Source organism: Iningainema tapete BLCC-T55 (genome assembly GCF_014698965.1).
Classification (GTDB): domain Bacteria; phylum Cyanobacteriota; class Cyanobacteriia; order Cyanobacteriales; family Nostocaceae; genus Iningainema; species Iningainema tapete.
In genome coordinates this window covers 1-21,463 of sequence record NZ_JACXAE010000098.1, presented here as the reverse complement: position 1 = coordinate 21,463, position 21,463 = coordinate 1, and the positions used below count along the sequence as shown (strand labels likewise).

Here is a 21,463-nt window from a genome sequence, read left to right as displayed (position 1 = left end):
CTTATCCCTATATATTTCGTCATTCACACTATCGCATTCATTTGAATGCCCTGTTTGGGATTGGGCTACCATTTCGTTCAGCTCTAAAGAAAATACTTATTTCTAAAATTATCAAATATGAAATCGCCACGGTATCGCCAAGCTGTTCGGCTAGCTTGTTCGTTGGGACTGCTTCTACTACCAGTAGGATGCTATCAAGTAAGTGTATCATTTGAACCTTCAAATTTAGAGACATCCTCTCTACCGTCAACTCCAAAGCAGTTACCTAAAACTGATTTACCAACGCCAACACCCAAATCAACTGAGCAAAATGAAAGTAGTAATTCCTCTAAAACATTGACAAAAAGTCGTAATAATGATATAGGTTATGCAAAAGGCACTTTGCGGATGAGTAATCAAACTGCTCAACCTGTGCGCCTTGCTTTACTAGCTCGAGACTCCCAAAAGAAAGGCTCTTCCAGCGGTGATCAGTATAACCTTCCGGCACATTGGGATTTTGCTCCTCAAGAAGGTAGTGACAAAGGGCTGCTTTTGTCCCTCCCCAAGCGTAATTTAAAGCTAGAAAAGGGAGATATCTTAGTAGCTTTTGCTCAGGATGGTTCTCGTAAATACTGGGGACCTTATGTTGTCGGAGAAACTTCCTCACCTACTTGGAATTCACAAAAGGAAGAATGGCAATTAACTCTTAGTCCTTAGCAATACCTTTTGATCAGGAACCCAAAAGCTGAGTCAAAGTCATCTTTATTAAAGGCAAAAGTTTAAAGGCTAATGACAAATCGCGCTTTTGACAAGTGGTTTGATAATATCCCAAAGCGTCCTACCCTGTTTGTGACTGTATCGATTTTATGGTTGATTTTCATTGGTTGGTTGGGTTATGGATGGCATTTGGGCAGTATTGGTTTAATTGATGAGACAGAACCACTATTTGCTGAGGCTTCCCGGCAAATGTTCAAAACAGGTGATTGGATTACACCTTTTTTTAATAACGAGACACGTTTCGATAAACCAGCTTTAATTTATTGGTGTCAGGCGATCGCTTATTCTATTCTGGGAGTAAATGAGTGGGCGGTACGTCTTCCTTCTGCATTGGCAGCGGTTGGACTAATTAGTTTGGCTTTTTACGCTGTACAGTGGCATTTGGCTAGAGATGTAGAAAATTCACAACCCCAACAACGCTGGTTAACAGCTTCAATCGCTGCAGCTATGATGGGATTAAATGCGGAAATGATTGTCTGGGGTAGAGTCGGTGTCTCAGATATGCTGCTCACTGGGTGCATAGCATCAGCATTATTATGCTTTTTTTTGGGATATGCAACTGAGGGGCAAGGGAATTCGCAATTGGCAATTCCTAATAAGTGGTATTTGGCTTTTTATGTACTTGTTGCTGGCGCTATTTTAACAAAAGGACCAGTGGGAATTGTTTTACCTGGGCTAATTGTCGGCACATTTTTGCTTTACCTGTCTAAGGTTAAAGAAGTGTTACGGGAGATGCGCCCCCTATTGGGCATACTCATTATCTCAGGTTTATCAATGCCTTGGTATCTACTAGTGACTTGGCGCAATGGTTGGAATTTTATTAACTCCTTTTTTGGCTACCACAATCTGGAACGTTTTACAAATGTAGTCAATCGCCACTCGGCTCCTTGGTATTTTTACTTTTTAGTAGTGTTAATCGGTTTTGCGCCTTACTCGGTGTATTTACCTTTGGCGATAGCTCGAATCAAGTTCTGGCAACCAAAGTTCTGGCAATCTCAAGAACGTTCTCGTCAACTTGGTTTGTTTGCTTTTGTATGGTTTGCTGTTGTCTTTTGCTTTTTCACTGTTGCTGTTACTAAACTTCCTAGCTACGTTTTGCCTTTAATGCCCGCCGCTGCTATTTTAGTCGCTTTGCTATGGAACGATACTCTCACAAACTCACAAACTCACAAACTCCCCCTCTCCCCTCTTCTCTGGAGTGGTTGGTTCAATGTAGCATTTTTATCAACTCTGGCAGTAGCAATGTATTCTCTACCTAAGTTAATAGGTAACGATCCTGCTGCACCTAACTTTCGTTCTTCTCTTCAACAATCGGGTTTATTGATGGTAGGTGGCGCAATTTGGTTATTTTGTGCTGTTGTCGTTGCCGCTTTATTAGTTCGTCGCCGTTGGCACAATCTTATTTTAGTAAATTTACTGGCATTCGCCGCTTTTTTAGTTTTTGTGCTTACACCAGCTTTATTTATAATGGATAATGAACGTCAACTACCTTTGCGAGAATTATCGGCGATCGCTATACAAGTACAACTACCAAATGAAGAATTGGTGATGGTTGGGTTTAAAAAACCTAGTGTGGTATTTTATACACAGCGTCCGGTAAACTTTATTCGCTTGACTCAGGATGCAGCAAAGTATATCAAGGACGAATCTACACAAAAATTACCACCAAGATCGCTGCTAATTCTGACTCAGCCAAAAAAATTAGTTGAAATGGGCTTAAAATCTACTGATTACAATAATTTGGCGACGAGAGGTGCTTATCAACTTATTCGTATTCCGTTGAATAATATAGCGAAAAATTTTAATCTTGTACAGACGCCCCACCGGGGCGTCTCTACGTCCTCAACATCAGATTAATCTGATTTAATAATTCTTCTACAGACAGCGAACGAGGTAAAATTTTAGTGGCAATTCCACCTAAAACAGTTTCAATCAATTCTATTTCAGCATCAGGAATTTCTGTTGGCACACAATTGTGCTGATCAAATTGGTTGAGAATTTGGACTGGGCAGGCTTCTATATCTTGATCGCCAACGGAAACGAGTGCTAATATAGGTGGTAGATTGAGAGGTAACTGCTTTAATGTACTTAGTGCTGCTAGCACCTCTTCGTGAAGGGCAGATTTTTCTAAGTTAATTAGCAGTAAGTCAACGCTTTGGTGGCGAATTTGTTGTAAAAGTTCTGCCCACGATTTACTCATTGCCGCTTTAAAACCAGCAGTTTGCAGGTACTGGATTAAAGCTTGGAACCATTTGGAACCACGAGATATGGTAAGAGGTTGTAATCCTTGGGGAGTAACATCAGTTGGTAAGGAGTGCGATCGATAACCTCTTTGTTGCTGTGGTGCTGTTGGTAAATCTGGTAGTATGGAAAAATCTACGACTAGTATGTTGGGTGGGCAGCACACACCTGCGGCAATTTGTAATACTGACAGTAAAGCATCTGTTCGACTATTTTTATCTGTACTAAGTGGTGCTAAGCAAGGAAACACAGAAAGCCCAGGTACTTGAGAGGCTGCTTGTGTAGTTGCTACACTACAGGTGACAAGTGGTAAAGCGGCTATTCGCGAATACTGAGTGAGTTTTTGCAGATAAGTTTCTGCTGCTGGCATTTCTGCATCTAGTAAAAGTATATCGAACTGCCAAACTCGCGCCATCAGTTCTGCTTGCTCTAAGTCATCTACTTCGATAACACGATGTTCTGGAAGTGATAAGTTTCCATTGGATGATTCCCATTCTGAATTAACTAACCTGAGAATTCGGAGTGGGTTTTTTGTCGGGATACTATCACTTTCTAATTTTTGCGGCGATTGCGTTGGTGTGGCAAAAAAACTTTCTAACAGCGTTGCCAACACCTGATGTTGTATTGGTAAGCGCAAGAAACCATCGGCTCGGTGAGCAAATGCTTGTTCTTTTTCTGCTCCTGTGGCTGTCATTAATACAGGAATGTGACGAGTAGCCACATCTGATTTAATTAAAGTCAGCACATCCCAACCAGATAATAATGGTAGTAGCGGATTGAGGAAGATAGCTTTTGGTTGCAAACGACGAGCTTTTTCTACCGCTTCACATCCTGAGCGGGCAATTACCACGCGGTATCCTAAAGCTGTTAGCTGCTCAGTCAAATCTTCAATGTATCTGCCCACCGTCTCGACAACTAACACTAAGCTGTTGTGGTGAGTTTGTAAAGTGGAAATTGGCGCAGTCTGCTTTACTCCCCTACTAACTTTCTCCCTTTCTCCCCTACTCCCTTTCTCCCCTACTCCCCTACTCCCTTTCTCCCTCACTCGATTATTTGGGGGACTAGGTGGTAACAAAAGGGTAAACTGGCTACCTTTTCCTTCTTTCGATAAGAAGCTGACATCTCCACCGTGGAGGCGGGCTAAGGCTCTAGTTAAAACTAGCCCCAAACCAGTTCCTTCAAACTGGCGTGTGAGTGGATTTTCCAGTTGTTGAAATTTTTGGAAGATTAAATGTTGTTGGTGTTCGGGAATACCAATGCCTGTATCCCAAATTGTAAAGGTAATCCAGCCTTCCCATCGACTTACTGAAAGCCCAATTTCACCACCTGTTTCGGTAAATTTAAAAGCATTGGAAAGTAGATGTACTAACATCTGACGCAGGCGCATTTCATCGGCAACAATCTCGTTTAAACCTGGTTCAATGGAAAGGGTAAATTGATGTTCTGGTGTTTGATCTGTTAAAGTTGATTTACTGCTTTGAGTTCTGATTGCTTTTGCTTCTGATAAAGCGCGATCGCATACGGAGCGAATTTTTGCTTTAGAAAGCGTCAGTTCCATTTGTCCTGTTTCCATGCGTGTCAAGTCTAAAATGTCATTGACTACGCTCATCAAATGGCGTCCACTTTGGTGAATTAGTCCTGCATATCGGGCTTGACGCTCGTTTAATTCTCCCAATTGTTGATCGACTAATAACCGCGATAAACCTAAAACAGCTGTTAAGGGAGTTTTTAATTCATGACTAATACAAGCTAAAAATTCGTCTTTTAAACGATTTAGTTGAATTAAATCCGCATTTTTTGCTGCTAGTTCTTTGTATAGCTGCTGTTGTTCTGTCACGTCAGTAGCTAACATTAGCCATAAGTTATCGGTACGTTTTTCCTCTTTTGTCGTGTTACGCTTGCCGACATGAACAGAAAACTCAGGATTGAGGATTTTTAACTCAGGACTATCTAAGGGGATTTTAACAAATTGCCATACTCGCTCTTGACCATTTTGTACTTCGACAACACAGGTACAAGTGCCTATACCATCTACAAAGCATTGACTTGATGTTTTTGTTTGCTCTGGCTGCAAATGTTTTTCGGGAATGGCAATTAGCGACTGATGTTCAAAGCCGTTGTACTCTTTTCCTTTACCACTAGGTTGAGTCTTGGCTGCTATTGTGGGTGGTGTTTTTTGTGTCGGGGCAGTTGTTAGTATTGCCGAAACCTGTTGTCTCACCCCTTCTGGATCTTTTAATGCTCCTAATTGCTGCCACCAAGCTGGATTTTGCGTTACTATTTCACCAGTACTTGTTTGTAACATTAAAGGCCACGGTAGTCGTTCTAGTAGTTGTACTAACGGTTTGTTTAGCGATGGCTTAATTTCTACTGGCTTTGGCGTTTTTGCTGTTTTGTGCCGCTCAACATGCTTCACCGCTTTACTTGAGGTTGTGTATTCACCGCTTAATTCGTGGCGGTGCTTCATCCAAAACTGCCACAGGCGTAAACTATCAACCAGTCCTTGGTATTTACCACCCGCGTCAATTAATGCCCAATTTAGGTTAAGATTTGTTTGGTTGTGTTGCGATCGCAAAAATAAACCGAATTCCTCTACACTATAAGAATGGGGTAATGGCTGTATTGGTTGAATTGAAGTTGCTAACTTCTTCAGTGGTTGTTGATCCAAAGACTTCTGACCATCTGCCGCCAATAATGGTAGCAAACTGGTACAAGTCAGTAACCCTAGAGGATATTGCTGTTCGTCTAAGACTACTAGGTGGGCGCACTGCTGTTGGGCAAAAATCTCCATTACAACACTCACAGGAGTCGTTTCTACACAACTGGGTACTGTTGTAATAAAGTCGTAAAGCGGGTACTTTAGCATTAACATAAGGCTGCGATGGTCTATCTTCACGCGGAGGCTTGTGCTTGGAGGTATTACTAACCAGCGCCATTTGTTTAGCGCTATATATGACGACAAAGCAACGTTTTTCCCAGAAGACGCTGCGGCAGGTGATTATTTTGACGAGTTCAACTCTTTGGTGTTGAAATTAGTTAGCACGAGCAATAACTAAAACAATTATGGCTCCAAAGATTCGCAAATAACCTTTAGGAATTATAATGATTTACATTGCGACCATAGTTTAGCTTTTCTTAAGTATTTTAGCTAACGTCCGCAATGACTCTCTACCTAAAGAGAGATACACTCATTAGCTCTTTTGTAGTAAGTGATGTCAAAACCTATCTTAATTCCGCTCAATAGCGGCAAAAGTTTGTAAACTTAAGAGGATAAATCTTTTGGTTAGCCTCACTTTACCAATCAAAAGTAACTATGGTGATAGCAGTCTCCATAGCAATAATGGTACTGCTGCCATCCGCCTACGTAGATCTAAGTAATTTTATTGTTCTGATGCCGATCACTAGCAGTTTTTTCTCCCAATGACCAAAGCCGAACAACAGGCATTTTTAAAGCAACTTAAATTAGACTATAGACAAATTCTTATAAATTACTTTACCACAGACGCAAAGTTAAAAGATAAAATTGATAAATTTATCAACACAGTATTTTCCGCTAATATTCCTGTACCGCAAATTATCGAAATTCATATGGAGCTGATTGATGAATTTTCCCAACAGCTAAAATTGGAAGGAAGAAGTGAAGAATCATTACTAGATTATCGGTTGACACTAATTGATATACTAGCTCATTTATGCGAATTATATCGGTGTTCGTTACCCAAATAAGGTACATTTATTGGATATATTAACTTCTAGTCCATATGAGTAATGTAAAAAAGACCTATATTCTCAAACTGTATGTAGCAGGAAATACAACCAACTCAGTACGAGCATTAAAAACACTCAAAGATATTCTTGAGCAAGAGTTTCAAGGGGTATATGCTTTAAAAGTAATCGACGTACTCAAAAGTCCGCAACTAGCGGAAGAAGATAAAATCTTAGCTACACCTACATTATCTAAGATACTGCCACCACCAGTGCGTAAAATTATTGGCGATCTTTCTGATCGAGAAAGAGTATTGATTGGATTAGATTTGTTGTATGACGAACTGAGTGAAGAAGACGCGCAAGAGTAAAACATTAATATAACTGGGTTTAATCCCAATAGTAAGTGTCGAAAAATGAGTGGAAAAAAACAATTAAATCAAAATAACAAACCATTAATTGGAGGTATAGAAAAAATTCGCACAATGATCGAAGGCTTTGACGATATTAGTCATGGCGGATTACCTATGGGTAGAACTACACTCGTCAGTGGCACTTCAGGAACAGGCAAAACATTATTTTCGCTGCAATTTCTTTATAAAGGTATTACCTATTTTAATGAGCCAGGGGTGTTTGTCACCTTTGAAGAATCTCCCACTGATATTATCAAAAATGCTTATAGTTTTAATTGGGATTTACAGAGGTTAATTGATGAAGGAAAGTTATTTATTCTTGATGCTTCCCCCGATCCTGAAGGACAAGATATTGTTGGTAACTTCGATCTTTCCGCACTAATTGAGCGCTTACAATATGCCATTCGTAAATACAAGGCAAAAAGAGTTTCCATTGACTCAATTACAGCCGTCTTCCAGCAGTACGAAGCGGTGGGAGTTGTACGCCGAGAGATTTTTCGGCTAGTAGCGCGGCTCAAACAATTAAATGTCACCACTATCATTACCGCAGAACGTACTGAAGAATACGGTTCTGTTGCCTGTTTTGGTGTAGAAGAGTTTGTATCTGATAATGTTGTCATCGTCCGCAATGTTTTAGAAGGAGAACGTCGTCGTCGTACAGCAGAAATTCTCAAATTACGCGGCACAACTCATATGAAAGGAGAGTATCCTTTTACAATGACTAATGAAGGAATTAACATATTCCCATTGGGCGCAATGCGGTTAACTCAACGCTCTTCTAACGTGCGCGTATCTTCGGGAGTCAAAACCTTAGATGAAATGTGTGGTGGTGGTTTCTTTAAAGATTCTATTATCTTGGCGACAGGAGCGACAGGAACTGGTAAAACCTTGTTAGTAAGTAAGTTTTTGCAAACAGGCTGCGTTAATGGTGAAAGAGCGATATTATTTGCTTATGAAGAATCACGCGCCCAACTGTCTCGTAATGCGTCTTCGTGGGGAATAAGTTTTGATGAATTAGAACGTCAAGGATTACTGAAAATAATTTGTACCTATCCCGAATCTACTGGCTTAGAAGACCATTTGCAAATTATTAAAACAGAAATTACTGAGTTTAAACCATCTCGGATTGCCATTGATTCGCTTTCCGCCCTAGCACGAGGAGTAAGCAATAATGCTTTTAGGCAGTTTGTCATTGGTGTGACAGGTTATGCAAAGCAAGAGGAGATTACAGGCTTTTTTACCAACACAACAGATCAGTTTATGGGTTCCCATTCAATTACTGACTCCCATATTTCCACCATTACTGACACCATTCTGATGCTACAGTATGTAGAAATTCGGGGCGAAATGGCGCGAGCAATCAATGTCTTCAAAATGCGGGGTTCTTGGCATGATAAAGGTATTCGTGAGTACAATATTACTGCCGACGGTCCGGAAATTAAAGATTCTTTCCGCAACTATGAACGGATTGTCAGTGGAGCACCTACCCGCGTTAGTATCGATGAAAAGGCGGAACTGTCTCGAATTGTTAAGAGCTTTCAAGACAATTCGAGTTCAGATACCTAAAGTTGGCATCATGCTATATTCTGTGGTGACAAAACGGTTTGGAGCCGCCTGAATTTCTTGTGAGGAGATGCGGTGAAAGGACAGCAACTATTCCAAAGTTTATTACCTAGTGTGACACTAGCGGTACTGACCACTCAACCCAGTCTGGCTGATACCGCGAAAGTAAATGAGGTAAGGTATTTTGCCTCTCCTCAAGGTTTGAGTGCAATTTACGATCTAAATTCGGCAGTAAAAAAAGTCAATCCACAACAGCTTACTCCCTATATCGATAGTTTTCCCGCTATATTTACCCCTATTAGCGTTATTACAAATGTGAATCCCGTTGGTAGTGGGGGAGCTACTGTGCAGGAATTCACGGCTACAGGGGTGCAGGGGAGTAGAGGAGAATTTCAATCTATCCCCCCAACTCCTCTCCCCAACTCCGGGAAGAAGCGGGTAGCGCAAACAGGCTCCCCAAAGCCCAATGCCCCAATCAATAATGCTGTACCGACAAAGAATGATCAACCTCCGAGTTACCTCAACCCCAACCCAAATCCCCTACAGTTTCCGACTAAACCAGATGAAGTTACGGTTCAAGGAACTCAGCCAATTACTTTGGCACAAGCGTTAGAGCTAGCACGGCGAAATAACCGGGAATTACAGGTAGCATTACTGACTTTAGAACGTAACCGCTTTGCTTTGCGAGAAGCTCAAGCTTCTTTGTTGCCTAGTGCTAATCTTAGTAGTGATTTAACTCGTAGTGGTCCTGGTTTTTCCGATCAGATACTGCCAGGTAGTAATCCACTCGATCCCACATTCCGATCTTCCTCCACAGGTTTCAATGCTAGCGCCCAAATAAATTATCAAATTTATACTTCTGGGCAACGAAACGCGAACATTAGAGCGAATGAGGAACAAGTACGCTCATCTGAATTAGATGTAGAGCGTCAATCTGAAGAAATCCGCCTAAATGTTACAACGCAATACTACGACTTGCAACAAGCAGATGAGCAAGTACGCATTAACGAGGCAGCAGTGAGAAACGCTCAGGCTAGTTTGCGGGATGCACAAGCTCTTGAACGAGCTGGTGTTGGTACGCGATTCGCTGTGCTGCAATCTCAAGTGAATTTAGCAGACGCTCAACAAAACCTGACTAATGCTATCTCCCAGCAGCGAATTACCCGTCGCCGATTAGTAACTTCGCTCTCATTGTCCCAGTCAGTTGATATTAGTGCGGCAGATCCTGTGCAATTAGCTGGTCTTTGGAACCAAACATTAGAAAACAGCATTGTACTAGCATTCCAAAACCGTCCTGAACTACAACAGCAGTTAGCAAATCGCAATATCAACGAGCAACGGCGGAGGCTGGCTCTTGCTCAGCTTGGTCCGCAAATTAGTTTGGTTGCTGGCTACAGCTTGCAAGATACTTTTGATGATAGCGGCAGCATTATTGATAATTATTCACTAGGAGTTAGAGCAAACCTAACTTTATTTGACGGAGGGGCAGCAAGAGCAAGTGCAAACCAGCGCAGAGCTGATATTCGGATTGCTGAAACTCAATTTGCTGAGACTCGCAACCAAATCCGCTTTCAAGTAGAGCAGGCTTATTCTAACCTGCAATCAAATTTAGAGAATATTCAAACCGCCACTGCCGCTCTTGATCAGGCAAGGGAGTCTTTACGTCTAGCGCGTTTACGTTTTCAAGCTGGTGTAGGTACTCAAACTGATGTAATTGACGCAGAAAACAGACTTACCCAAGCTGAAGGTCGTCGAGTCAGCGCTATTCTGGATTACAACCGCGCTTTGGCTAGTTTACAAAGATCTGTTACCTCAAGAGCATTTTTGCGCTAAACTAACTAACTACCATAACAAAATTTTGTAGAGACGTTCCATGGAACGTCTCTACACGTTTGAATTTGTCTCTCCGTGCCGTTTCATCAACAGCCTCCGTGTCTCACTAAATATGACTAAAGTTACATCGAAAGAAATTGCACAGTTTCGCTCTCAATTAGCAGAAGATTCCGCAGCAATGGAAGCTTTGGATTTGATTGAGGACTGTGAGGGAGATTTAGAAGATGCAGCGATGAGTTTAGCTATTCGATCTGGACAACAACCAGAAAGAGCAAACTCAGAGTGGTTAGATGCTTTGGCTAGACAGTGGCGTGCTGTAATCTGTCAACAAGGATTTAGAGATGACTTACTTCATGGCAACCTTGAGGAAATGATTAAACATTTAAAAACAATCACAACTTTTCCTGAGATGTTAGCAACACCAGTTGTCATATATGTCTTGAAGCAAGGCGTTAACAGTTTTTGTGAACCTTTGGATACGCTAAAATAAGAAGTTAATCACGACGATACTCGGTTAATAAGCTAAATTTTTATTACAATTGTTAAATCAATGAGTTATCTTTTTGCTATACTACCAGACCGCATCCAAGCAGAAGCTGCATACCTAGCCTTAGAGCAAGAGGGCATCAAAGGTACGATTTTGGGTAAAGGCTACAAAACTGCTGACGAGTTTGGTTTGATTGACCCCAATGAGCAAGCAAAGAAGCAAGCTCAGCTCATGGCTGTTTGGCTTGTACCATTTGGCTTTTTTGCAGGGTTCACTTTCAACATCATTACTGGTTTGGAAACCTTTGCTTGGGCGGGTGAAATTGGCAACCACATTATTGGCGGACTACTAGGTGCGATCGGCGGCGCAATGGGCAGTATATTTGCTGGTGGTGGAGTCGGTTTAGTGGTAGGTAGTGGTGACGCTTTACCCTATCGTAACCGCTTGAATGCTGGCAAATATCTGATTGTAGTCCAAGGTGCTGAAACTCTCATCCGTAGTGCCACCCGCGTTTTGCGGAAGTTGGAACCAGAAGATATTCAAGCTTACAGTGATAATAAATTTAGTTCGTAGTTCTACTACTAACATAAGCTTAACTTATAAACTTAGAGAATGTTACCACGGGAAGAACTTTTAAAAGGTGTAGAAAATCGAGATAGTATAGCTCGTGTCATAGACTTTGCTGAGCAAGCAATCAAAACTTGGGAAGTTGTTTTGACAGATTTTCTGTCTCCACCAGAGTTGGTGGAAACTCAGCAGGTATTTAACCGTCTCTCAGACGTGCAGTTGGTGGCGTGGGGTGGATATCCGCAAGCGGAAAGGCAAAGAATTGCGATCGCTCGTTCAGAAATGGAACTAGATACATCTCAAGTAGCTGTCACCCTGTTAGATATCGCCGGAAACTTCTTGTTTGATACCGCAACTCATCGCGACTTTTTAGGCGCAATGCTAGGAACCGGAATTGTGCGCGAAAAAACAGGGGATATTATTGTACTGGGAGAAAGGGGGGCGCAGGTAATTGTCGTACCTGAGTTAGCAGAATTTTTAGAAATGAATCTCCAGCAAGTGCGCTCAGTACCAGTGAAAACTCAGCGCATAGATTTGAGCGAGTTAAAGGTACGCGAACCGAAGAAAAAAGAGTTAACCACCGTCGAAGCTTCTTTACGGCTAGATGCGATCGCATCAGCTGGTTTTGGCATGTCCCGTAGCAAAATGGTAGAGTTAATTGACGGTAGTGATGTTCGTGTTAACTGGAAGGATATCACCCAAGCTAGTCATCAAGTGAAAACAGGTGACTTAATCGCCATTCGCGGTAAAGGACGTTTAGAAGTTGGGGAAATCGCCGTCACCAAAAAAGATCGTTACAGAGTGCAGTTGACTAGGTATATGTAAGGGAGAATAGTCGAGATGAGCATCACACTTACACCACAGCAAGAAAAATTCATCCAAGCCAAGCTGCTTTCAGGCAAATATCACAATGCCGAAGAAGTGCTAGAACTTGCTTTCCGGCTACTTGATGAATATGAGCAAGCCGATGCTGATTGGATAAACTCTGTACGGGAAAAAATAGACGCTGCGGTTGCCATCAGCGAACATACTCCACCCATTGACGGAAAAACTTTCGTTAACCAAATTCTTAAACACTTCCAACAAGTGCGTGAGGCGTCTGAATGAATCGCCGTTATTCTATTAACATTCTTGCAACTCAAGATCTCAAGGAAATTTCTGACTACTTTACGAATAATAATGTCGAAGCAGGAGAACAATTTTTCCGCTAATTTGATCGTAGCTGCGAACAATTAATAAATTTTCCTAAAATCGGTAGGAGCTATGCAGAAATCCGTCCCTACCTACGCGGTATACCGTTGGATGGGTATATTATTTTTTACAGAATTTTGGACGATGGCGTTGAAATTCTCCGAGTGATTAACGCTCGCCGAGATTTACCATCTATTTTTGAAGATCAGTCATGATACTGTACGCCACCTGTAGAGACGTTCCGCCGGAACGTCTCTACGACTCTTGTACAGACGTTCCGCCGGAACGTTTCTACACCCTAAATTGTTTTTACTTTAAACTGTTTTTCCAAAAAATACAGCAAAGTTTGGCGCGGAACGAAAGGAGATAATTTAGTGATCAGGTGAGTGGTAATACCGCCAATGACAACAATAGAATCTCCCCGAGCCAAAGCTTTCAAAGTTTCGCGCACCACTTGCTCACAAGTAGATATTTTATTTGTTTTAGCTGCCAAGGCTGGGGGGAAATGAGCTTCTGTAAAAAAGTTTGTTTCCACAGGTCCTGGACAAGTGACTAGCACACGAATACCATAGTGACGATTTTCTGCCCATAGTGCTTGACTAAAATTAACAATAAACGCTTTGCTAGCACCATAAACAGAAATATAAGGCATCGGTTGAAATGCTGTGAGGGAAGATACGTTAATAATGCTCCCCTCACCGCGTTGCCGCATTTCTTGCAAAAATTTGTGAGTTAAATCCACCAATGCCAGAATGTTTAATTGCACAATCTTGATTTGCCGTTCTCCATCGGCTTTGGCAAAATCACCATATTCAGCAAAACCAGCATTATTAATTAACAAATCAATCGTTAATCCCTTTTCTTGGGTAGCATCAAAAACTTCCCCAGCAGCACCTGCTTCTGTGAGATCTTTAGCTATCACGTCTACTTGAATTTTGTATTTTTCTTGTAGTTGTTTAGCTAGTTGGTGGAGTTTTTCTTCTGCACGAGAGACTAAAACAAGATTTGTATTGCGTGCCGCTAATTCTAGCGCAAAGGCTTTACCAATACCACTAGAAGCACCTGTAATTAAAGCAGTTGACATTCTATTTACTAAGACAATTTGTTAAACCCTTCTGTTGATACTAGCAATTGTTGCTTAACGTTTTACCCGCCCAGAGTCGTAGAGACGCTCCGCCGGAGCGTCTCTAAATATGCAATTTTTTACTCAAAGACGGGAATACTGAAATTATAATATACATATTCTTATTATGTACTTTCTTAATTACAGAGCAATTAAATGGGCGGCTATACTTTTGACAAGTGCTGCTGGAGTGATTTGGGTGGTGAATTTACCTTACCCGATGATTCGCTGGAGTGTTGCCAAAACAGCACCAATCCTACTTTTACCAAGCTTCATTAGTATGGATTATCACTATCGAGGAGCAATTAATTCCCTTGAGCAAGCGGATCAGTTGGTTAATAAAGCTACTAGTTCTTCGGATATTGAGCGGGGTGGCGATAAAGTTAAGGAAGCACAAAAACACCTAGATAATTTGCCAGTTTGGTTTTTGGGATACTATCCTGAAGCTTACTGCAATCTACGTGGTTGCACTTGGAAGTTTACCGCAGATGAATTTGAAGCAGCTCGTCGGCTGGTGGCGCGGCTGGATGCTATTGTGTTCCAAGACAAGAATGCTTTAACCTCACTTAATCAAGGAGAAAAGGCACTTTTGGCAGCAAAGCAACAATATGAACAAGCTACCAGTACGAAAGAGAAAGAGCAAGCGATCGCCTCCATCCAAGCAGCAATTGATACTTTAGAGCAAATTTCCGAACAAACCCTAGCAGGAAAATCAGCACAAACTAAACTCGCCGCGTACAAACGCGATTTTGAAAAGATTTCCGGTAGCGTTGTGGATAGTAACCATAGTAATATTGTGATTGAAGCGGCAAAGGTATTTGCTCTTCAAGCTGCTCAAGCATCACAAAATCCACCCCATACAGCTTCAGAGTGGGAACAAATCGAAAAATTTTGGTCACAAGCAATAGATAGATTGCAAAATATTAAAGTAGAAGAGCCGAATTATCTAGAAGCGCAAACTTTACTGGCAAAATACCAAAGCAACTTAGGGATTGTGCAAACTCGAAAATTAGCAGAAAGTGAGTCACAACAAGCTCTTAGACAAGCAAATGCGCTAATTCAAAGATTTGTTGCTTCTCCTCCCTCCGAACCCAGCCAGTACAATGGTCAGTTAATAGGGATTATCAATCAACTCAAAACCGTCAAACCAGGTACAACAGCTTACGCAGAAGCACAACAACTACTTTTGTCGGCACAAAAAAGGTTGAAGTAGTATTGGGTGAGCGATTGGGCTTTAGCCCACTGCGCTTCGCGCAATCGCCACTTTAGGGCAACTGCCTTTGGCAAACACGCTAGCAAATTAATTTCACAAGGTAGTTGCCATTTTACAAAAATATGTGCTACCTTTGTATAGCTTCGGACGTATAGCTCAGTTGGTTAGAGCGCTACGTTGACATCGTAGAGGTCACTGGTTCGAATCCAGTTACGTCCATTACAACAAGCAGAGTCTCTCAAAGATTTTGAGCGGTTGCAGACAAATCAATTAAACTAATAAGAAATTACGAGACGTTTAGGCAAGTTTTCATCAGCATGAGTTATCGAAATATTATCACAATCGAACCAGGTAAAAGAGGCGGTAAGCCATGCATTCGACGGATGCGAATCACTGTATATGATGTTTTGGGCTGGCTAGCAGCAGGCATGTCTCACAATGAGATTTTAGAAGACTTTCCGGAATTAACAGAAGAAGACATAAGGGCTTGTTTAGAATTTGCTGCAGATCGCGAACATCGCTTAGTTGCTTCGGCAGGTGCTATTTGAAGTTACTTTTTGACCAAAATTTGAGTCGTAGACTAGTGAATCGGTTAGCAGATATTTTTCCCGATTCTAGCCATGTGCAGTTTCATGGACTAGAAGAAAAGACTGATACTGAAATATGGGAATTTGCTCAAATCAACGAATGATTGTATTGTGACTCAAGACGTAGACTTTGCAGAGAGAAGCCGTTTGTACGGTTCGCCACCTAAAGTAGTATGGCTACGATGTGGGAATGCACCAACCAAGCAAGTTGAAACTATACTTCGTTCTGGTGCAGAGGCAATTCAAGAACTTTTGAGTAATCCCAGTTTACACAGTCTAGAACTCTACTAAAGTCGTGGCTGTAAGTTCTAGTCCAAATAAAGCGTAGCGAATGCGTTGGCGATCGCATTAACTTCATTGCCATTCACCTTGGATAGTAAACGCCGCCCAGTAATAAGGTGCTTTCCCAGATTTCCACATTTCTAACTGTGCTGTTCGCATTGCCGCCACCGGATTTTGATTTTGATGCAGCATCTTTTGGTAAAATTGTTGCATCAAAGAAGCTGTTGTCAAATCATTCACACTCCATAAACTCACCACTACACGCTTTGCACCAGCATACATGAAGCCTCTTGTCAAGCCTACCAAGCCTTCTCCTTGGACATTTTTACCCAATCCGGTTTTGCAGGCGCTGAGGGTAACGAGTTCAACTGGTAATTTGAGGTTGTAAATTTTGTTGAGATTCAAGTCGCCGTCAATGTTGCCGCCTTTGTCATCGAACTGGGAAAGGACTAATTTTGATGATTGCGGATTGTTTTGGGAGATGCAACCGTGAGTGGCAAAATGAACTATTTGATATTGCGATAAATCTGGTTTGACGGCGGTGTTAACAGATGCGCCAAAACCCAAGGCAGAAAATTTCTTTGTGGAATTCGGCTCAAGGGAAAGAATATAATTGGCTTCGTTTTCGGTATATTGAAGACGACCCAAGTTGAGACATTCGTCATTAGAATCTCTCGATTGAGCATTGCGTGACTGTGAAATATTTGTCAGACGCGGATCGTCGGAACTAAAGACGGGATCGGCAAGGACTGCGATCGTTTTGGGAGGAAGTTTTTTGCGTTGTTTAAATTTATTTCGCAATACTCCAATGCTAGAGGCAGAAGGTAGAGTCACAATTTCGTTTTGTACCAGCAAAGGAGTAGGCGTTTGACTGCTTCCAGGTATGGGCAATACTGTAAAAGGAATCGTTTGCAAAGCGCCGTCTCCAACAACCAGCAAGCGTTTTTGCTTTAGTTGACTAGCGACGGGTGCGAGGATCATTTGACTTAATTTGATTCCTGTTTCTGGGATAGCCGCAGAATCTTTTTTGTCTAACAGTTCTTTGTTAAAAGCCTGTGCCGCAGCTTGAATATCAGCGCCTTTGGGAAGTTCGTAAGTGGTAATACCTGTCTTGCTGACTAACCAAAGATAACTGCGTTCCTTGCCAAGAGAATATTCTAAAAGCAGGGTATTGTCATCGAGTACTTGTTGTTGAATTTGTGGCAGAGTGAGTACAAGTTTATCAAATTGATTGCCTTGAGTTAAAGTTGCATATTCAGGACTTTTGACGCGAATTTGTGCTTGTACGTCGTCAAGCTGAGAGTCAAGAGATTCAATAAGTTGTTTGATATTATCTAATTGTTTATTTGTATACTGACCTTGAAGCAATTTAGATTTTTGCAATTCTGCGGCGTTTAGTTGTTGTTGCAAGCTGCGTTCTTGTGCGACTAACTTAGGATCTACACCTTGACGAATGTCAACATTAGCTTCAGCAAGCAGTTCTAAGAGATTTCGCCCCCGTGCGCGTTCGCTGATGTGCAGTGCAAGAGCGTTGTATCCTTTGGATGGGTCTTTTTTGTGCAGTTGCATCAACAGGTCGATGTAGAATTTATAAATACCCTGTTTAGAGGCAAAGTAAGAGGTACGCAGTTCTTGATTGATAACTTTGGTGCGTAAGTCTTCAATGATATTGATGGCTTCTTTGATTGGAGTTACAGCTGCGTTGAGATTGCCTCTGCTGCGTTCGAGGAAGGCAATATTTCCGAGGGTTGTAGCTTCAAGTGCTTTGTCCTCAACCTCCCGTAACAAGGGCAGGGCTTGGTTGAAGTATGTCAGTGCTTTTTGCTTCTCTCCTAAATCGTAGTAGACTGAGCCAATATTGTTGAGGTTTCTAGCTTCGCCTGTTTTGTCGCCCACCGCACGTTTCAAGGGCAGGGATTGATTGTAGTAGGACGCTGTTTGCTTTTCTCCTAAATTGTCGTAGACTAAGCCAATATTGGTGAGTGTAGTAGCTTCGACTGTTTTATCGTCCACCGCACGACTCAAGGGTAGGGCTTGGTTGTAGTAGAAGAGCGCTGTTTGCTTTTCTCCTAAATTGTCGTAGACTAAGCCAATGTTGTTGAGTGTAGTAGCTTCACCTGCTTTGTCCCTCACCTCGCGGCTCAAGGGCAGGGATTGATTGTAGTATGAGAGGGCTTTTTGTTTTTCTCCTAAATTGTCGTAGACTAAGCCAATGTTGTTGAGGGTTGTAGCTTCAAGTGCTTTGTTGCCCGCCTTCTGCAACAAGGGCAGGGATTGGTTGTAGTATGAGAGGGCTTTTTGCTTTTCTCCTAAATCTGAGTAGACAGCGCCAATATTGTTGAGGGTTCCAGCTTCATGTGCTTTATCGCCCACTTCACGGCTTAAGGACAGGGATTGGTTGTAGTATGAGAGGGCTTTTTGCTTTTCTCCTAAATCGGAGTAAATTATGCCAATGTTGCTAAGGGTTATAGCTTCGCCTGCTTTGTAGCCCACTGCACGCATCAAGGGCAGGGCTTGGTTGTAGTATGAGAGGGCTTTTTGCTTTTCTCCTAAATCTGAGTAGACTCTGCCAATACCCAAAATAGTAAGCGCTTCCCCTCCCTTGTCATCCAGTAGATAAAATAGCTTCAGTGCTTCCTCGAATTTTATAAGCGCTTGTCCTTTTGATTGTGCTGTGCCTTGTTTATATAGTTGAGCTCCTTGCTGTAATAATCTTTTCGCCGCAGCGCGAGTTTCTTCTTGCTGCATCACTGTTGGCTGCTGGGCAACGCTGCTCCCCATACGCCCCGGTATGGCAACTACTGATGACAGCAAGAAAATACTGATGAATAAGGCAGACACGGGGAAGCGCAAACACAAAGATAAAAGCGATCGCGTCCTGGATGTGACTACAACCAACGATTTATTTTGATTCTTCATACTACATTTGTATTGTGCGGCGGTTTGTCGAGTCTCTACTATTGCTATATTTCTGAGGCGGGAGAGGATATGCAATTTCACCCAACCATTCGCAACAGCGCTCCTTGCTTCACAACTCCCTGTACTATTCCTTTTCCCTCTAACCCTTGACGACTTTGGTATATTACCTTGCCTGAGCCATTCACCACAGTAAACACCATGCCAGTCTCAACATTTCCGACATCTACTCCCCCAAACCACAGTGTTGCTTGATTTCCTGTAACTGCGGTAACTACTGCATTCGCGCCCACAAATGGATTATTGATGAAATAGATTGGTTGTTTTTCATACCCACTGCTCGCTTTCGCTTCAAATATGGGTGTTTGGTTATATTTCTCAGGTATCACTTGCCTAACATAGGAAATAGCAGTTTCTGGCGTGCTGGTTTGCTGCCAAAGATGCTGAGTTAATGAGTATGTAAAAGCACCTGCATAGAAACCATTAAGTTGTGCATCTGCTGCCTCTTGATGAGGATCTGTTGCAGCCAGAACAACTCCTTTGGCAACTCCTTTACGATACGCTTTAACAAAATCTTGGCGTTTGAGGTTGAGTTTGGCTAACAAATTTTCTTGGTATGCTTTTTCTGCTGGTACAATCTGGATATTCCTACCGCCATCACGAGAACGAACGCGAAAATCTCTGGTTGCACCACCAGAAAAACAGCTATCTAAAACGGCGGTGAAATTTTCACTTTTTACAGATGCCATTAACAGAAACAATGTGTGTCCCATAATGTCCTTTACCTGTCCACCTTGTTGGGGATATCCTGGCGGTAGCAAAGCATCAATGGGTACTAAAGTCCCGTTTAAGCCTGTGTTGTCAAGAAAACTCACAAAAATCGGATCGGGATCGACAATACGCGAACCATGTCCTGAGTAGTGAAACACCACCACATCATCAGGCTTGGCTTGTTTAATTAAATACTCATCAAAAGCTTGTAATATATTTTCACGAGTTGCTTGTTCGTTCGTAAGAGTGTGAATATCTTCTTTGTTAAAACCAAAGCGATACTGTAGGAGATGGCGCTGCAACTCCACATCACTGAGACATCCCCGCAAAGGCTGAGATTTATAGTCATTTATACCGACAAGTAAGGCAACTTTGCGGGAAGTGCTTTTTGCTAGAACTTTTCCGTAGTTTTCAGCTTTTTGTAGAAAGTTAGACTGGCTAAACCCTAAGGTTGCTAAAGTAGAGCCGGCAAATTGGAAAAATCTACGGCGAGAAATAAAGCGCATAACCACTCTACGTAATAATACATAAGTGTTATTACTTTAAAACGCTGACTGCTCAAGTTAGTTATTTGTAACAGAATTTGTAACGTAAATCTTTCCAAAGGCAGAAGGCAAATTTACTTCCAAGTCTTCACACTAGCATTCTTGTGTACCTTAGCGATAAAAGGTGCTGGAGTCTTTGCCATGAAGCGTTTCATTACTGGTACAGCTTGAACAAATATTTCTGCCATCTCGATCCCAGACAAGTTTCCTGACACCAACACAAACATACGCGCACCCGATTCCTGAACAGCCATAAGTTCTAAACGACGATGAGCAATTTTTTTATCAGCAGTCAAAATCACCCAACCCTTTGACGCTACTATTGGCAACCAATCCGTATCAGCCGTTGCTTGATTAAAATGGTCGTCGTGAATTTCCACTAATTCTCCTATATTCCTCAGAGCATTTACAACATGAGTTTTTCCTAAAGATCGGTCAATAAAAAAAACAATTTCAACCTCTTCTCTCATGCTGCCAATGCTAGTTCATACCTGATAGCTTCTTCTACTTTGAGGCGATCGCAATCATAATCTTCTGCTAAATCATTAATTGATTCTCCAGCAGCATACCTTTGAGCCAAAATACTTGTTGGTACTCCTGTTCCCTCTAAAATAGGTTGCCCAAAAGATACCAACGGATTTATCACAATCAACTTTGGCAATTCAGTTTCTCTTGTTCGAGTGAATGGATAAAGCTTTGCTGGCAAATCTGCTTCATCCCACTCAATTCGCTGCAGATAAACTTTAACAATTTCTGGTATCGCTAATTGTCCATGCCGTGAAGCATTCACTAAACACCCCAAATGCTCGATGAATAAATCAATCCCATCTGTATAAAGCTTTTTATAAGCAAGTGGATGCTCCATCCCATAGGAGTCTTGAAGATGTGCAACCCCAAGTCTTACTTTTTCCAAAGATATATGATGATAGCGACGTATCGCATTAAGGACGTGTATCTCAATCAAATTAGTAAAAGATAATAATCGCTCATCAGACTTGGGAATTTTAATAACTGGCTCGAAGCGTTTTGAACCAGCTTTCGTTTTATATCTAGCGCCAAATACCCAAGAACGCACCGTCGAGTAAGGTACACGCAAATAGTGTACCGCATCCGTCGCGCTATAAATACCAATATTGCGAGGGTCTTTACCTTGATAGAGGTCGCTCAACAGCTAGTCTCCGAAAAATACTAATTAGGGCTTGCTGAAAAACTCAATAAAAAGCCATAGGAGGATTAGTAAAATATTCAAGCAAGAGTTATAGATAAAATT

The 21,463-nt window shown here is 41.8% G+C and carries 20 protein-coding genes, 1 tRNA gene and 2 pseudogenes; 17 read left to right on the top strand and 6 right to left on the bottom strand.

The window, feature by feature from the left end; translation table 11 throughout:
- Positions 1 to 117 precede the first annotated feature (117 nt).
- Both ICL16_RS32025 and ICL16_RS32020 read left to right on the top strand, forming a co-directional pair.
- Entirely contained in the window at positions 118 to 696 is a 579-nt protein-coding gene (locus tag ICL16_RS32025; RefSeq protein ID WP_190835633.1) for a hypothetical protein, read from the top strand.
- 72 nt (positions 697 to 768) lie between these two features.
- Positions 769 to 2,613: an ArnT family glycosyltransferase gene (locus tag ICL16_RS32020; protein ID WP_190835632.1), complete on the top strand. Its 1,845-nt coding sequence runs from the start codon at positions 769 to 771 to the stop codon at positions 2,611 to 2,613.
- On the opposite strand, the gene ICL16_RS32015 is transcribed toward ICL16_RS32020, so the two are convergent.
- Positions 2,591 to 5,863, bottom strand: a complete 3,273-nt coding sequence (locus tag ICL16_RS32015; RefSeq protein WP_190835631.1) for an ATP-binding protein — start codon at positions 5,861 to 5,863, stop codon at positions 2,591 to 2,593. The two genes, ICL16_RS32020 and ICL16_RS32015, sit on opposite strands and share 23 nt — an antisense overlap.
- Positions 5,864 to 5,903: 40 nt before the next feature.
- Between ICL16_RS32015 and ICL16_RS32010 the strand changes: the two genes are divergently transcribed.
- The 10 genes and pseudogenes from ICL16_RS32010 to ICL16_RS47470 all read left to right on the top strand — a co-directional run.
- Positions 5,904 to 6,053: a hypothetical protein gene (locus ICL16_RS32010; protein ID WP_190835630.1), complete on the top strand. Its 150-nt coding sequence runs from the start codon at positions 5,904 to 5,906 to the stop codon at positions 6,051 to 6,053.
- 361 nt (positions 6,054 to 6,414) lie between these two features.
- Positions 6,415 to 6,723 (top strand): annotated as a pseudogene (locus ICL16_RS32005) (circadian clock protein KaiA); the annotation flags it as partial.
- A 35-nt stretch (positions 6,724 to 6,758) separates the two neighbouring features.
- Positions 6,759 to 7,073 (top strand): circadian clock protein KaiB, encoded by a 315-nt coding sequence (gene kaiB, locus ICL16_RS32000; RefSeq protein ID WP_190835628.1) that lies wholly within the window; start codon positions 6,759 to 6,761, stop codon positions 7,071 to 7,073.
- A gap of 45 nt (positions 7,074 to 7,118) precedes the next feature.
- Positions 7,119 to 8,681 carry a circadian clock protein KaiC gene (gene kaiC, locus ICL16_RS31995; RefSeq protein WP_190835627.1) on the top strand — a complete coding sequence of 521 codons (1,563 nt, stop codon included), beginning with the start codon at positions 7,119 to 7,121 and terminating at the stop codon, positions 8,679 to 8,681.
- Positions 8,682 to 8,753: 72 nt separating this feature from the next.
- Positions 8,754 to 10,511 carry a TolC family protein gene (locus ICL16_RS31990; RefSeq protein WP_190835626.1) on the top strand — a complete coding sequence of 586 codons (1,758 nt, stop codon included), beginning with the start codon at positions 8,754 to 8,756 and terminating at the stop codon, positions 10,509 to 10,511.
- Positions 10,512 to 10,623: 112 nt separating this feature from the next.
- Entirely contained in the window at positions 10,624 to 11,001 is a 378-nt protein-coding gene (locus ICL16_RS31985; protein ID WP_190835625.1) for a hypothetical protein, read from the top strand.
- Positions 11,002 to 11,061: 60 nt separating this feature from the next.
- Positions 11,062 to 11,571: a hypothetical protein gene (locus tag ICL16_RS31980; protein ID WP_190835624.1), complete on the top strand. Its 510-nt coding sequence runs from the start codon at positions 11,062 to 11,064 to the stop codon at positions 11,569 to 11,571.
- 39 nt (positions 11,572 to 11,610) lie between these two features.
- A complete protein-coding gene (locus ICL16_RS31975) occupies positions 11,611 to 12,390 on the top strand; it encodes a photosystem II electron transport protein, Sll1252 family (RefSeq protein ID WP_190835623.1) in 780 nt (259 codons plus the stop codon).
- 15 nt (positions 12,391 to 12,405) lie between these two features.
- A complete protein-coding gene (locus tag ICL16_RS31970; RefSeq protein WP_190835622.1) occupies positions 12,406 to 12,672 on the top strand; it encodes a ribbon-helix-helix domain-containing protein in 267 nt (88 codons plus the stop codon).
- Positions 12,673 to 12,794: 122 nt separating this feature from the next.
- Positions 12,795 to 12,971: pseudogene (locus tag ICL16_RS47470) on the top strand (type II toxin-antitoxin system RelE/ParE family toxin); the annotation flags it as partial.
- 83 nt (positions 12,972 to 13,054) lie between these two features.
- Here ICL16_RS47470 and ICL16_RS31960 read toward each other — a convergent pair.
- A complete protein-coding gene (locus tag ICL16_RS31960; RefSeq protein WP_190835621.1) occupies positions 13,055 to 13,840 on the bottom strand; it encodes an SDR family NAD(P)-dependent oxidoreductase in 786 nt (261 codons plus the stop codon).
- A 166-nt stretch (positions 13,841 to 14,006) separates the two neighbouring features.
- On the opposite strand from ICL16_RS31960, the gene ICL16_RS31955 reads away from it, so the two are divergent.
- From ICL16_RS31955 to ICL16_RS46255, 5 genes are all read left to right on the top strand, one after another.
- Positions 14,007 to 15,092, top strand: a complete 1,086-nt coding sequence (locus ICL16_RS31955) for a hypothetical protein (RefSeq protein WP_190835620.1) — start codon at positions 14,007 to 14,009, stop codon at positions 15,090 to 15,092.
- 145 nt (positions 15,093 to 15,237) lie between these two features.
- Positions 15,238 to 15,311 (top strand) — tRNA-Val (locus ICL16_RS31950).
- Between the two features lie 98 nt (positions 15,312 to 15,409).
- Complete coding sequence (locus tag ICL16_RS31945; protein ID WP_190835619.1) at positions 15,410 to 15,640, top strand: DUF433 domain-containing protein; 231 nt, start codon at positions 15,410 to 15,412, stop codon at positions 15,638 to 15,640.
- Positions 15,637 to 15,783, top strand: a complete 147-nt coding sequence (locus tag ICL16_RS46260) for a DUF5615 family PIN-like protein (protein WP_238361045.1) — start codon at positions 15,637 to 15,639, stop codon at positions 15,781 to 15,783. Before ICL16_RS31945 ends, ICL16_RS46260 begins: the two co-directional genes overlap by 4 nt.
- A 7-nt stretch (positions 15,784 to 15,790) precedes the next feature.
- Entirely contained in the window at positions 15,791 to 15,970 is a 180-nt protein-coding gene (locus ICL16_RS46255; RefSeq protein WP_337907166.1) for a DUF5615 family PIN-like protein, read from the top strand.
- Positions 15,971 to 16,033: 63 nt separating this feature from the next.
- Here ICL16_RS46255 and ICL16_RS31935 read toward each other — a convergent pair whose 3' ends face one another.
- The 4 genes from ICL16_RS31935 to ICL16_RS31920 form a co-directional block, all read right to left on the bottom strand.
- Entirely contained in the window at positions 16,034 to 18,880 is a 2,847-nt protein-coding gene (locus ICL16_RS31935; RefSeq protein ID WP_190835618.1) for a CHAT domain-containing tetratricopeptide repeat protein, read from the bottom strand.
- A 77-nt stretch (positions 18,881 to 18,957) separates the two neighbouring features.
- Positions 18,958 to 20,154, bottom strand: a complete 1,197-nt coding sequence (locus ICL16_RS31930) for a caspase family protein (RefSeq protein WP_190835617.1) — start codon at positions 20,152 to 20,154, stop codon at positions 18,958 to 18,960.
- A gap of 113 nt (positions 20,155 to 20,267) precedes the next feature.
- Entirely contained in the window at positions 20,268 to 20,663 is a 396-nt protein-coding gene (locus tag ICL16_RS31925) for a PIN-like domain-containing protein (protein WP_190835616.1), read from the bottom strand.
- On the bottom strand, positions 20,660 to 21,361 hold the full coding sequence (locus ICL16_RS31920; RefSeq protein WP_190835615.1) for a DUF433 domain-containing protein: 702 nt from the start codon (positions 21,359 to 21,361) through the stop codon (positions 20,660 to 20,662). The genes ICL16_RS31925 and ICL16_RS31920 overlap by 4 nt, the downstream gene beginning before the upstream one ends.
- Positions 21,362 to 21,463: the final 102 nt, after the last annotated feature.